11 protein-coding genes are annotated in these 12,881 nt (G+C 70.9%); 6 read left to right on the forward strand and 5 right to left on the reverse strand.

All coding sequences use genetic code 11. The features are described from left to right. Positions 1-47: 47 nt before the first annotated feature. A complete protein-coding gene (locus LG396_RS03800) occupies positions 48-2,225 on the forward strand; it encodes a tetratricopeptide repeat protein (protein ID WP_225793641.1) in 2,178 nt (725 codons plus the stop codon). A gap of 5 nt (positions 2,226-2,230) precedes the next feature. Here LG396_RS03800 and LG396_RS03805 read toward each other — a convergent pair whose 3' ends face one another. Together LG396_RS03805 and LG396_RS03810 are read right to left on the reverse strand one after the other, a co-directional pair. After that, the gene (locus tag LG396_RS03805; RefSeq protein ID WP_225793542.1) at positions 2,231-2,596 is read right to left on the reverse strand and encodes an ATP-binding protein; all 366 of its coding nucleotides are present in this window, start codon (positions 2,594-2,596) and stop codon (positions 2,231-2,233) included. A 188-nt stretch (positions 2,597-2,784) separates the two neighbouring features. Next, positions 2,785-3,981, reverse strand: coding sequence for a helix-turn-helix domain-containing protein (locus LG396_RS03810; RefSeq protein WP_225793543.1), 1,197 nt, complete (start codon positions 3,979-3,981; stop codon positions 2,785-2,787). A gap of 104 nt (positions 3,982-4,085) precedes the next feature. Between LG396_RS03810 and LG396_RS03815 the strand changes: the two genes are divergently transcribed. After that, the gene (locus tag LG396_RS03815; protein WP_225793642.1) at positions 4,086-4,610 is read left to right on the forward strand and encodes a flavoprotein; all 525 of its coding nucleotides are present in this window, start codon (positions 4,086-4,088) and stop codon (positions 4,608-4,610) included. Here LG396_RS03815 and LG396_RS03820 read toward each other — a convergent pair. Beyond that, a complete protein-coding gene (locus LG396_RS03820; protein WP_037749896.1) occupies positions 4,603-6,081 on the reverse strand; it encodes an NCS2 family permease in 1,479 nt (492 codons plus the stop codon). The two genes, LG396_RS03815 and LG396_RS03820, sit on opposite strands and share 8 nt — an antisense overlap. A gap of 81 nt (positions 6,082-6,162) precedes the next feature. On the opposite strand from LG396_RS03820, the gene LG396_RS03825 reads away from it, so the two are divergent. The 3 genes from LG396_RS03825 to LG396_RS03835 all read left to right on the forward strand — a co-directional run bounded on the left by LG396_RS03825 (position 6,163) and on the right by LG396_RS03835 (position 9,941). Then, complete coding sequence (locus LG396_RS03825; RefSeq protein ID WP_037749899.1) at positions 6,163-6,429, forward strand: DUF2530 domain-containing protein; 267 nt, start codon at positions 6,163-6,165, stop codon at positions 6,427-6,429. A 10-nt stretch (positions 6,430-6,439) separates the two neighbouring features. After that, the gene (locus LG396_RS03830; protein WP_225793544.1) at positions 6,440-8,938 is read left to right on the forward strand and encodes an HAD-IC family P-type ATPase; all 2,499 of its coding nucleotides are present in this window, start codon (positions 6,440-6,442) and stop codon (positions 8,936-8,938) included. A gap of 373 nt (positions 8,939-9,311) precedes the next feature. Then, complete coding sequence (locus tag LG396_RS03835; protein WP_225793545.1) at positions 9,312-9,941, forward strand: 2'-5' RNA ligase family protein; 630 nt, start codon at positions 9,312-9,314, stop codon at positions 9,939-9,941. 5 nt (positions 9,942-9,946) lie between these two features. Here LG396_RS03835 and LG396_RS03840 read toward each other — a convergent pair whose 3' ends face one another. Then, positions 9,947-10,507 carry a Uma2 family endonuclease gene (locus LG396_RS03840; protein ID WP_225793546.1) on the reverse strand — a complete coding sequence of 187 codons (561 nt, stop codon included), beginning with the start codon at positions 10,505-10,507 and terminating at the stop codon, positions 9,947-9,949. A 237-nt stretch (positions 10,508-10,744) separates the two neighbouring features. Further along, positions 10,745-11,728: an aldo/keto reductase gene (locus LG396_RS03845; protein ID WP_037749907.1), complete on the reverse strand. Its 984-nt coding sequence runs from the start codon at positions 11,726-11,728 to the stop codon at positions 10,745-10,747. A gap of 123 nt (positions 11,729-11,851) precedes the next feature. Here LG396_RS03845 and LG396_RS03850 point away from each other — a divergent pair, with 123 nt between their 5' ends. Then, positions 11,852-12,859: a TolB-like translocation protein gene (locus LG396_RS03850; RefSeq protein WP_225793547.1), complete on the forward strand. Its 1,008-nt coding sequence runs from the start codon at positions 11,852-11,854 to the stop codon at positions 12,857-12,859. The last annotated feature ends 22 nt before the right edge of the window (positions 12,860-12,881 follow it).

Genomic DNA, 12,881 nt, shown 5'->3' on the forward strand with positions numbered 1-12,881 from the left:
GGCTTGTGGGCAGGAATGGATGGCGGGAGAGCCGCCTGTTGTTGATCGTGGCCGCCCTGGCGCTTCTGGCAAGCACGCCAGCCGTGCTGACGGCGCTGAAGGTAACCGATCCTTGGGCGGTAACTTTGGCAGCGGGTGGCGCTGCGGTACTGGTGTCGGTAGTGGTGGTGTGGCAGGAGCGCTATAAGCGCGTCGCGCAGCAGCGCGATGAGCACGCGCTGCTGCTCCGGGACGGCTGTCTCGTACTCTCCACCGGCCGACTCCCAAAAGTCACCCAGGCGAAGGATCCGCTACAGCTCGGAGTCCACCCCGCCTTCACCGGCGGCCTGGTGCCGGGAAGAATCCCGGCATACGTCGGGCGTGACATCGACGCGGAGCTACGAGAGCGCCTGGCGGCCGGTGGCTTCGTTCTACTGATCGGCGATTCGACCGCGGGGAAGTCCCGTGCCGCGTACGAGGCGATGCGCGCGGTGCTGCCGCACCACGTGCTGATCGCCCCGCGGGACCGTGCGGCACTCCCGGCGGCTCTGGCGCGGGCGGCAGAGATGAAGCGCTGCGTCTTGTGGCTGAGTGACCTGGAGAAGTATCTCGGCGCGGAGGGACTGACTCGTACCGGTGTCGCGCGGGTCGTGGCCGGTGAAGGCCACCACCGGGTCATCTTGGCGACCCTGCGAGCGGCCGAGCAGGCTCGCCTCGTGGATGCCGGGACGGAACCGGACGAGGCCGGAAGGACGGCTTTCAACGAAGCGCGGGAGACGCTTGAACAAGCCGAATCCCTGCGCCTGGACCGCATATTCAGCGCTGCCGAACGGGACCGGGCGAGAGCCCACGACCGGGACCCGCGGATCGCCGACGCCTTGGCCCATGCGGATGACTACGGCATCGCCGAGTGCATGGCCGCCGGCCCGGATCTTCTCCGCGACTGGCAGGACGCCTGGAGTCCCAACACCGACCCTGCGGCCCCCACCCATCCCAGGGCTGCGGCACTGATCGCCGCCGCCATTGACATCCGCCGCGCTGGTTACACCTCACCCGTGTCTCGGCGCATCCTCCGGGCCGTCCACGAGCACTACCTCAATACCCGCGGAGGCGCCCGCCTTCGGCCGGAACCTCTGACCGACGCGTGGGAGTGGGCCACCCGTTCCCGCCGCGCCACCACGGCACTGCTGCAGCCCGAGGAGGACGACTGCGTCCGTGTCTTCGACTACTTGGCCGACGCGGTCCAGCGTCGAAGCGCCCCGGATGACCATGTCCCCGAACACGTCGTCCGGACGGTCATGACCGACTGCGACGCGCAAGACGCCCACGCAATCGCCATGACCGCCCATGCCCAAGGCCGCTACGGTCTTGCGGAGGCTGGTTGGCGAACAGTTTTGCAGATCTTGGAATCCGCCGGCGGAGAGAACGACTCGATGATTTTGCCGAGTCGCAGCAACCTGGCCCTCACGCTCAGGCGGCTAGGGCGGTTGGACGAGGCCGAGGAGGAAGGTCGGGTCGTCCGGGATGTCACTACTCGGGTCATGGGGGAGGAACATCCAGACACACTCGCCTGCCGAGGGCACTACGCCGCATCGCTTGCCGCTTTGGGGCGACTGGAAGAAGCTGAGCGGGAGTTCCGCGCCGTTCTGGAAATCCAGACGCGCGTCCTGGGCGCAGAGCATCCCGGGAGTTTGAACAGTCGCGGCAATTTCACCACCGTGCTGGCAGGTTTGGGACGGTTGGAGGAAGCCGAGGCTGAGCTTCGAGTCCTCTTGGAAATCGCCAACCGGGTTCTGGGTCCCGACCATCTGGGCACCCTGGCGCTCCGCGATACGCTCGCCACCGTGCTGACGGACCAAGGGCACTGGGAAGCAGCTGAGACAGAGATCCGCGCCGTTCTGGAAATCCGTTCCCGCACCATGGGCACAGCGCACCCAGGAACCCTGACCAGTCGCAACAACCTGGCCATCGTGCTGAGACATCAGGGTCGGTTGGCGGAGGCCGCGGACCAGCACCGTGCGGAGCTGGGCATTTGTACGCGGGTGATGGGCGGTGAGCACCCGGAGACGCTGACCAGCCGCTACAACCTGGCGTCTGTCCTTGCGGGCCTGAGACGCTGGGCGGAGGCCGAGGCCGAGCTCCGTGCTGTACTTGGCATCCAAACGCGCGTTCTGGGGCCGGATCACCCCGACACTCTCGCCAGCCGCAAGGACCTGGCCATTGTCCGGGCCAGACCGGATAGCTGAGACGATCACGAGCTGCTACTTCGCGCTCCTCTGCCTTCCCTGCTCACCACGGCCCATACGCACTTGCCCACCCCGCTCCGCTCGGAGACACCCCACCGGGTGGACAACCTGTCCACGAGTTGCAGGCCGAAGCCGCCCGATTCATCCGGGGCCCGCAGCACTGGTCGCTCGTCGGATGCGTCGTGGACTTCGATGCGTACGCCCGTGCCCATCGGGATGAAGCGGGTTTCGATCTCGCGGCCCGGTGGAACATGGGCGTGGACCACGGCGTTTGCCAGCAGTTCCGACAGGACCGACACCGCCTTGTCCGTGAGGTCGGGCTGCTTCCATTGGGCCAGCGTCCTGCGGAGCTGTGAACGGGCCAGTGCCACGCATCGGCGGTGCCTCCGCCAGCGCCATACCACCGCCTGTTCTGGCGTGGTTTCCGACTGAACGGTCCTCAGGTCCCGCATCGTTGATCGCCTCGAAACGTGGGTCGTGCGCCGCTGGTTCGACCGGCACGTGATCCAGGATGGTGAGGCGGTAGCCCTTCAACTTTCACTGTTGAGTGAAAGCGCGGCTACGGAATGTGAATCCGGCTAGTGATCCATGCGGCCAGATGATCCAGGGTGTCCGGGGTGCGCCGCGCCTGGTGGACCAGGCCCCTGATGGTCTCGCGGGCGCCCGGGTGGTAGCGGGTCTGCTGGGGCGCCAGCCGGCGCGCCTGCACGATCGAGGCCATGGCGGCTTCGCTGCGGCCCGTCTCCATCTGGGCTCGGGCGCGGTCGATGTGGAGGTGTGCCGTCCGTGAGACCGGCCAGTCCTCCGGGAATTCGACCTCCGACGCATACGCGAGCGCCCGCCCGTACTCCCGCATTTCGATGGCCGCCGACACCGCGTGTGCGGCGACGTTGGCAGGGCCGAAGGACAGCCAATGCACGTCCACGGCCTCGCCCACTCGTTCCGCGTGTGCGTGTGCTTCGGCAAGGTGCGTGTCCACGCTGCCGCTGTCGCGGGCCCGGGCCGCGATGATGCATGCGCCCAAGTGGAGCTGGCCAGTGACCGCGTTCCGCTCTCTCGACGGTGCGGCCTGGTCCAGCAGGCCGTGGCCGGATGAGATGAGGCGCTTGCCGATCGTGTACTCACCTTCGCGGAAATAGACGAGCGCGCGCATGTACTGGCGAACCGCGCCGAGTACCGGGTCGGATGCGCGGGCGGCGGCCCAGTCCATGCGGTCGAGTGCGACCGTCGACAGGTCGTAGAAGCCGAGCTTCACCGAGATGTCGTGCGCCGTGCGATACGTGCTGGCGAGCGCGGCCCACAGCTCCGAGGACCCGGTGCGGTGGGCGGCGGTGGTGATCGCGGCGATCACCTCCGGGAGGTGCAATGCCGCGTCGTGGAGCCGCGTCGCCCGTACCTGGACGCACAGGTGCGCGGCGGCGGAGAGGAGCTGCGGCACGGGCCGGGGGGTGACTTCCGGGTCCGCGCCCAGGTCGTAGAGGTCGAGGGCTTCGCGGATGGGGCGGATCAGCTCGGCCAGGCGGTCCTGCTGCAACTCGGTCACGTAGGGCTGGCCGGTCAGCGCCGTGACGTCGACGGCCAGCGTGCGCGCGACGGTGGCGACCAGGTCGGGGCTTGCCGGTTTGTGGCCGCTCTCGACCTGGGTGAGCAGGCTGTACGAGTACGGGATCCGCCCGGCCAGGGCGCGCTGCGTCAGCCCTGCCCGCTTCCGGTGGTACGCGATGCGCGCGCCCGGGTGATCGTCATTGGGGGGCATCCACGGCTCCGTTCCGTCGCTGCTCCTTCGAAGCTACCCGCTTGCGCTGGGCCGTTCCGGCGCGATGGACTGCGCGGGTGGTCGACAAGGGTGTGCTCTACCTGATGGGCTGTGCCGCTCCGCCTGTGCTGCATGTCGGAGGCGTCATCCAACGGGCGCAGGGGCTCGGGTGGACGGTGTGTCTGGGGTTGACGCCCACTGCCGCCCGGTGGCTGGCGGGGGACATCGACCGGCTGGCGGAGATGACCGGGTTTCCCGTGCGGAGCGCGTACAAGATGCCGGGTGAGCCGGACGTGTGGCCGCCCGCCGATGTCGGGGTCGTCGCGCCCGCGACGTTCAACACGCTCAACCAGTGGGCTCTGGGGATCACGGAGAAGTTCGTCGTCGGCTTCGCCGCCGAAGCGATCGGCAAGGGCATCCCGCTGATCGCCATGCCGTGTGTGAACGCCGCCTACGTACAGCACAGCCAGTTCCACCGCAGCGTCGCCGCGCTGCGCGACATGGGCGTGCGGGTTCTCTACGGCGACGGCGGCTTCGTGCCGAACGAGCCCGGCGAGGGGCTGCCCGAGGCGTATCCGTGGGAACTGGTGCTCGATGCCGCGCAGGCGGTCCGGCGGGACGTCAGTTGAGGCCGAGCCAGCGTTCGATGGGGTCCAGGGCGAAGTAGACGACGAACACCGCCGACGTCACCCACAGCGCCGGGCGGACGCTCGTCGGGCGGCCGACCGCCGTGCGGAGCAGGGTGTGGGCGAGGAAGCCGATGCCGATGCCCACCGTGATGCTGTAGCTGAAGGGCATCAGGATGATCGTGAGGAACGCCGGGGCCGCGATCGTCGGGTCGGACCAGTCGATGCTGCGGATGTTGGCCGACAGGATCAGGTAGCCGACCACCACCAGCGCCGGCGTCGCCGCCTGCGACGGGACGATCGTCACCAGCGGCGTGAAGACCAGCGCCAGCAGGAACATCGCGCCCGTGACGAGGTTCGCCAGGCCCGTGCGGGCGCCCTCGCCGACGCCCGCCGTGGACTCGGCGAAGGCGGTGCTGGCCGAGGCGGAGGCGGCGCCGCCGAGGGCGACGGCGGCGCCGTCGGCCATGAGGACCCGGTTCATCTCGGGGAGGCGGCCGTGTTCGTCGAGGAGGCGGGCCTCCTCGGTGACGCCGAGGATCGTGCCCATCGCGTCGAAGAAGCCCGACAGCAGCACGGTGAAGACGAAGAGGCAGCCCGTCAGGATCCCCGCCTCGCGGAAGCCGCCGAAGAGGCTCGCCTCGCCGAGCAGGCCGAAGTGGGGGGCCTCGACGATGTTGTCGGGGACCACCGGGGCCGTCAGGCCCCACTCCTCCGCCGGGAGGTTCCCGGTCGCGTGGATGATCATCGCGAGCAGCGTCATCGTCACGATGCTGACCAGGATCGCGCCGCGGAAGCGGCGGGCCAGCAGGACGAAGGTCAGCCCCAGGCCCAGCATGAAGACCAGTACGGGCCACCCTTTCAGGTGACCCGCCGTGCCCAGGGTGAGCGGGACGGTGGTCTGCGCGGAGTCCGGGTTGCGGGTGACGAAGCCGGCGTCGACCAGGCCGACGAGGGCGATGAACAGGCCGATGCCGATTGCGATGGCCTTGCGCAGGCCGTCGGGGATCGCGGACATCACCCGCTCCCGCAGACCCGTGGCCACCAGCAGCATGATGATCAGCCCCGCGAGCACCACCATCCCCATCGCGTCCGCCCACGACATCTCCGGCGCGAGCTGGAGCGAGACGACGGCGTTGATGCCGAGGCCCGCGGCGCACGCGACGGGGACGTTGCCGATGACGCCCATGAGGAGCGTGGTCACCGCCGCGACCAGCACGGTGGCCGTGACCAGTTCGCCGTGGTCCAGCTTGTGGCCGAACTTGTCCGTCGCCGAGCCCAGGATGATCGGGTTCAGCACGATGATGTACGCCATGGCGAAGAAGGTCGCCAGCCCGCCGCGCAGTTCCTGGGTGACGGACGAGCCGCGGCGCGAGATGTGGAAGTAGGCGTCGATACGGGAGCGGGGGGCGGACGGCCGGGGCGGGGGGCCGTCCCCGGGGTCCGTGCTGGCGGTCTTCGCTGTGGGGGGCATGCGTGACCTTCGCGCTGTACGGCGGCCGGACTTCGGCGCCCACTCAGTATGCCGCCGGCCCCGGGCCCGTACCCTGATGACATGGGCAAGAAGGCGTACAGGCATCCGGCGCCGGAGCCGTTCGAGGGCGACATCATGGCGGTGACCGTCGGCGGCACCGTGCTGTGGTTCGTGCTCTTCCTCGTCCAGTTGCCGTTCGTCGGCTGGCTGGACGACCACGACCGCATGTGGTGGCTGTGGACCTGCCTCGCGGGCGCCGGCCTCGGGCTCCTCGGCATCTGGTACGTACGCCGCCGCGAGGCCGCCCTCGCCCGGGGCGGGCGCGCAGGCGCAGAGTCGAACACGTAACGTCGTACGCATGACGCAGCGGGTCGAGACGGCCGCCGACGGCGGCGAGGGGCCGGAGCCCGGCGGCGGGCCGGGCGGGGCGACGGGCGGTAACGGCGACGAGGGCGGCAAGGGCGGCAAGGCGGGCGGCGCGGGGGCAAACGGAGCGGGCGCGGCCGCCGTTGCGCTGCGGCACGACGGGCTCACCACCGCCGAGGTCGCCGAGCGCGTCGCCCGCGGCGAGGTCAACGACGTTCCCGTACGCTCCTCCCGCTCCACCGCCGACATCGTCCGCGCCAACGTCTTCACCCGCTTCAACGCCATCATCGGCGTCCTGTGGGTCATCATGCTGGCCGTCGCGCCCATCCAGGACAGCCTCTTCGGCTTCGTGATCCTCGCGAACACCGGCATCGGCATCATCCAGGAGCTGCGCGCCAAGAAGACCCTCGACAGCCTCGCCGTCATCGGCGAGGCCAAGCCGCAGGTGCGCCGCGACGGCCGCACCCTGGAGATCCCCACGGCGGAGATCGTCCTCGGCGACCTCGTCGAGCTGGGCCCCGGCGACAAGGTCGTCGTCGACGGCGAGGTGCTGGAGTCCGACAGCCTGGAGATCGACGAGTCCCTGCTCACCGGCGAGGCCGACCCGGTCGTCAAGCAGCCCGGCGACAAGGTGCTCTCGGGCAGCTTCGTCGTCGCCGGCGGCGGCGCGTTCACGGCGACGAAGGTGGGGCGCGAGGCGTACGCCGTGCAGCTCGCGGAGGAGGCGTCGCGCTTCACGCTCGTCCACTCCGAGCTGCGCAGCGGCATCAGCACGATCCTCAAGTACGTGACGTACATGATGATCCCGGCCGCCATCGGCCTGGTCATCAGCCAGCTCGTGGTCGAGAACGAGGGCCCGCGGGACGCCATCCGGCGCATGGTCGGCGGCATCGTGCCGATGGTGCCCGAGGGGCTGGTGCTGCTGACCTCGGTGGCGTTCGCGATAGGGGTCATCCGGCTCGGCCGCAAGCAGTGCCTCGTACAGGAGCTGCCCGCGATCGAAGGGCTCGCGCGGGTCGACGTCGTCTGCCTCGACAAGACCGGCACCCTCACCGAGGGCGGCATGGACGTCACCGAGCTGCGGCCGCTGGGCGGCGCGGCGGAGGCGGACGTCCGGCGGGTGCTGGGCGCGCTCGGCTCGTCCGATCCGCGGCCGAACGCCAGCCTCCAGGCCATCGTCGAGGCGTACCCGGACACCGAGGAGCTGCGCTGCACGGGGTCGCTGCCGTTCTCCTCGGCGCGCAAGTACAGCGGGGCGGCGTTCAGCGGGGACGGGGCCGGTGCGGGTACGTGGCTGCTGGGCGCCCCCGACGTGCTGCTGCCCGACGGCGACGCCTCCCTCGCCGAGATCGACGACCTGAACGCGCAGGGCCTGCGCGTGCTGCTGCTCGCCCGCGCCGTACGGGAGCTGGACGACCCGGAGGTGGCGCGCGGCGTCGAGCCGGCCGCGCTGGTCGTCCTGGAGCAGCGGCTGCGCCCGGACGCCGCCGACACCCTCGGCTACTTCGCCGAGGAGCACGTCGAGACGAAGATCATCTCGGGTGACAACGCGGTCTCCGTCGGCGCGGTGGCCGCGAAGCTCGGCATGGCGGGCGCGGACCGCACGGTCGACGCGCGCACGCTGCCGGCGGACCGCGACGAGATGGCCGCCGTCCTCGACGACAACGCGGTCTTCGGCCGCGTCAACCCGCAGCAGAAGCGGGACATGGTCGCCGCGCTGAAGTCCCGCGGCCACGACGTGGCGATGACGGGCGACGGCGTCAACGACGTGCTGGCGCTGAAGGACGCCGACATCGGCGTGTCCATGGGCTCCGGCTCCGAGGCGTCGAAGGCCGTCGCGCAGATCGTGCTGCTGAACAACAGCTTCTCCACCCTCCCGTCGGTGGTCGCCGAGGGCCGCCGGGTCATCGGCAACATCGAGCGGGTCGCGAACCTGTTCCTGGTCAAGACGGTCTACTCGGTGCTGCTCGCGCTGCTGGTCGTCGCCACGCAGGTGCCGTACCCCTTCCTGCCGCGGCACCTGACGCTGCTGTCGACGCTGACGATCGGCGTGCCGGCGTTCTTCCTGGCGCTGGCGCCGAACAAGGAGCGGGCGCGGCCGCACTTCGTGCGCCGGGTGATGCGGTACGCGATCCCGGCGGGGCTGATCGCCGGGACGGCGACGTTCGTGACGTACATGCTGGCGCGGACGCACTACTCCGGGCACGGGGCGCTGGACGCGGAGACGTCGGCGGCGACGCTGACGCTGTTCCTCATCGCGATGTGGGTGCTGGTGATCATCGCGCGGCCGTACACGTGGTGGCGCGTGGGGCTGGTCGCGACGATGGCGCTGGGGTTCGTGATCGTGCTGGTCACGCCGTGGCTGCAGGACTTCTTCGCGCTGAAGCTGGTGGGCGCGGAGATGCCGTGGACGGCGGTGGGGATCGCGGTGGCGGCGGCGGTGCTGCTGGAGTTCGCGTGGCGGTGGGTGACGCGGCGGTTCCCGGACTAGGGTCTGTCTTCAATCTCGCGTCTGCGGCTGGGGGCACCGCCCACGTGCGCGCAGCGCGCTGTGGGGGAGCCTGGCACGCACGCTCGCTGCGTTGTCGGGATCGACCGAATAGGCCCACTATGCGGTCGACCCTCCGCCTTGCGATCGCACGCACCAGACGCCGCGCCGCCCGCCCTTCGGGCGAACGACGCGAGATCGAAGACAGACCCTAGGGCGGTGGCCGGGTGCGGTCGGCGGTCGGGGTCGCGGATGGGGCTGTACGGGTGGGGCGTGCCGGTGAGGCGGCCCTGCCGAGGTGGTCTCGTCGAAGCGATCCGGTGAGGTGGCCCCGGTGAGGTGGTCCCGGTGAGGTGGCTCCGTTGAGGTGGCTCCGGTGAAGCTGTTCGCCGCCGTGGTCCCGCCCCCGGAGGTGCTGGCGGTGCTGGCGGAGGCCGTGGGACGGCTGCGCGGGCTGCCGGACGCGGAGCGGCTGCGCTGGGTGCGGCCCGAGGGGTGGCACGTCACGGTGGCGTTCTACGGGGAGGTGCCGGCCGGCTCCGTCGCGGAACTGGGCGAGCGGCTGGCGCGGGCGGCGCGGCGCCGGGGTCCTGTGCGGTTGGGGCTGGCGGGGGGCGGACGGTTCTCCGACACGGCGCTGTGGACGGGGACGGCCGGGGACGTCGGGGAACTGGGCCGGCTCGGGGCGGGCGCGGCGGCGGCGGGCCGCCGTACGCGAGGGGTGCCCGGGGCGCCGGGGCGCGGCAGGGGCGCCGGGCGCGGCGGGCGCGCCGGGCGGGGCCCGGAGCGCCGCTACCGCCCGCACCTGACCCTGGCGCGCCAGCGCCACGGCGGCGGCACGGACCTGACCCCGTTCACGTACGCCCTGCGCGACTTCGCCACCCCGCAGCGCGACATCACCACCCTCACCCTGCTCCGCAGCCACTCCCCGCCCCCGAACCACCCCGGCGCGCAACCCCACTACGAACCCGTAGCAGCCTGGCCCCTGGGCGCGGGCGGGGAGTAGTCGGCTCAGTCGCGCGGAAACTCGCCGGTCGCCAGCTTGAGCCCGGCGGGGGTGCCGGTGAGGTCGACGTCCACACCGAAGTCGAGGGTCGTCTCGACGTGGTACGCGCCGTCCTTGGGCAGGGTGTGGACGTGGCACTTGGCGGTGTACGGGTCCACGATCAGGTAAACGGGCACTTCTGCCGCTGCGTACGCTGCCTTCTTCGGACCGTAGTCGTTGGCCGCGGTGCCGCGCGAGACCACCTCGGTCACGAACTCCACGTCCTGTGCGCGCGGGCGGCCTTCGCCCTCGTGCCCGGTGCCGTCGGCCAGCCCGGCGATATCGCAGGCGAAGCCGTTGAGCGGGCCGGGGAAGTCGATGCGGACATCTGAGGTGAGGCGTTTCCGGGGGTAGCTCGCGCGGAGCTGCTCGATGAGGTCCATGGTGATGTCCCAGTGGGTGTCCCGCTGCGGGACCATGTAGATGGTCCCCTCGACGATCTCGACCTTGTATCCCTCGGGCGCCGGCAGCCGCTCCAGCCAGTCGAACATCGAGTCAAGGGTCAGTTCGTTGCTCACGTCGACCAATTCGATCCCTGTCGCTTGCTTGCAGTCGACAGTGCAACGATATGAATGATCATTCGACACGGCCCGAGCCGGGACCGTCACGGGCCCGCCGCTCCCCCAGGGGCGGCGGGCCCGTAAGCTCGTACGCGTGAACGCCAAGACCCGCATCCGCGTCGTGAGCGCCACGCTCGTGCTGATCTTCGCCGTCGTCGCCATCGCCGCCGCCTTCGGCGGCTGAGCCCCCGGCCTACCGGGCGCTCACCACGCGAACGCCTCCGGTGAAGGACCCGGGCCCGGGAAGATCTCGTCGAGCGACGCCAGCAGCTCGTCCGACAGCGTCAGGTCCAGCGCCGGCAGCGCCGACGTGAGCTGCTCCATCGTGCGCGGGCCCACGATCGGGCCCGTGACGCCCGGGCGCGTCAGCAGCCATGCGAGGGCCACCTCCGCCGGGTCCTGGCCGTGCTCGGCGACCAGGTCCTCGTACGCCTGCACCTGCTCGCGCACCCCACCGCGCGACAGCGCCCCCGCCGACCGCGCGCCGCCGCCCTCGCGCTCCTTGCGCAGCGCCCCGCCGAGCAGCCCGCCGCCCAGCGGGGACCACGGGATGACGCCGAGGCCGTAGCTCTCGGCGGCCGGGATGACCTCCATCTCGGCGCGCCGCTCGTGCAGGTTGTACAGGCACTGCTCGCTCACCAGGCCCAGTGAGTTGCGCCGCCGCGCCGCCTCGTTGGCCTGCGCGATGTGCCAGCCGGCGTGGTTGGAGGAGCCCGCGTAGAGGATCTTGCCCTGCTGGACGAGGACGTCGACCGCCTGCCAGATCTCCTCCCAGGGCGTGCGCCGGTCCACGTGGTGGAACTGGTAGAGGTCGATGTGGTCCGTCTGCAGCCGCTTGAGGCTGGCGTCGACCGCGCGGCGGATGTTGAGCGCCGAGAGCCGGTCGTGGTTGGGCCAGGTGGTGTCGGTGTCCGCCGCCATGGATCCGTAGACCTTGGTGGCGAGCACGACCTTGTCGCGCCGGCCGCCGCCCTGGGCGAGCCAGGAGCCGACGATCTTCTCGGTACGGCCCTTGTTCTCACCCCAGCCGTAGACGTTGGCGGTGTCGAAGAAGTTGATGCCGGCGTCGAGGGCCGCGTCCATCATGGCGTGGCTGTCGGCCTCGTCGGCGTGCGGCCCGAAGTTCATGGTGCCGAGCACGATCCGGCTGACCTTGAGTCCCGTACGTCCCAACTGCGTATACCTCATGAGGATCAAGCCAACTGCTTCGAGCGCGCTCGAAGCAAGTGCATCGTGCGCGCGTAATGCGGGGCGTGACCCCTGCCCGTACCGGCCCCCGTGCCCGCGCGGGCGCATGGCAGGCTTGGCGCCATGCGCGCCCACCGCCTGCCGACCGCCGCCGCCCTCCTCACCGCGGCGGCGCTGGTGACCTCCGCCGCGTACGCCCCGCCCGCCGCGGCGCAGGACGACGTGATACTCACCGACCCCCGCATCACCGAGTCCAGCGGCCTGGCCGCCAGCCGGCAGCACGACGGCGTGTACTGGACGCACAACGACTCCGAGGACGGCCCGTACGTCTACGCCGTCGACGGGGAGACGGGCGAGACGCTGGCCACGATCACGCTGCGCGGCATAGGAGAACCGCGCGACGTCGAGGCCATCTCCCTCGGGCCCGGCAACCAGCTCTACGTCGGCGACATCGGCGACAACATGGACGGCTCCTGGTCGTACGTGTGGATCTACCGCTTCCCCGAGCCGAAGCAGCTCAAGGACGCGACCGTGGACGCTGTGCAGTACGAGGCGCAGTACGACGACGGGCCGCGCGACGCGGAGGCGCTGATGGTCCACCCGAAGACGGGGCGGGTGTACGTCGTGAGCAAGAAGAAGGACGGCGGCGCGGCCCTGTACGCCGGGCCCAAGGAGCTGTCGACGGGGTCGATGAACATCTTCCGGCGGGTCGCGCCGGTCAACCTGTGGGTGACGGACGGGGCGTTCTCTCCGGACGGTACGCGGATGGCGCTGCGCAGCTACGTCGGCGGGCGGATGTACCGCTTCGAGGACGGCAAGCCGGCGGAGGACGGGCGGCTGGACGTACCGCTGCAGCGGCAGGGCGAGTCGATGACGTACACGGCGGACGGGTCGGCGATCGTCTTCGGCAGCGAGGGGGAGCAGAGCGACCTGGTCCGGCGGGAGGTCGAGGGGGGCGGCGACTCGTCGTCGGACGGTGCGGAGGGGTCCGGTGAGTCGGGCGGCGGCTCGGGCGGGGCCGGGGAGGACGAGGGCCGCGACCCGGTGAAGACGGTGCTGCTGGTGGCCGGGGGCATCGGCGCGGTGGTGGGGCTGCGCAAGCTGCTGGCGCGGCGCCCGCGCCCGGACTGACCGGACCGGAGCCCCCTAAGCC

Source organism: Streptomyces aculeolatus (assembly GCF_020400605.1).
GTDB lineage: Bacteria > Actinomycetota > Actinomycetes > Streptomycetales > Streptomycetaceae > Streptomyces > Streptomyces aculeolatus.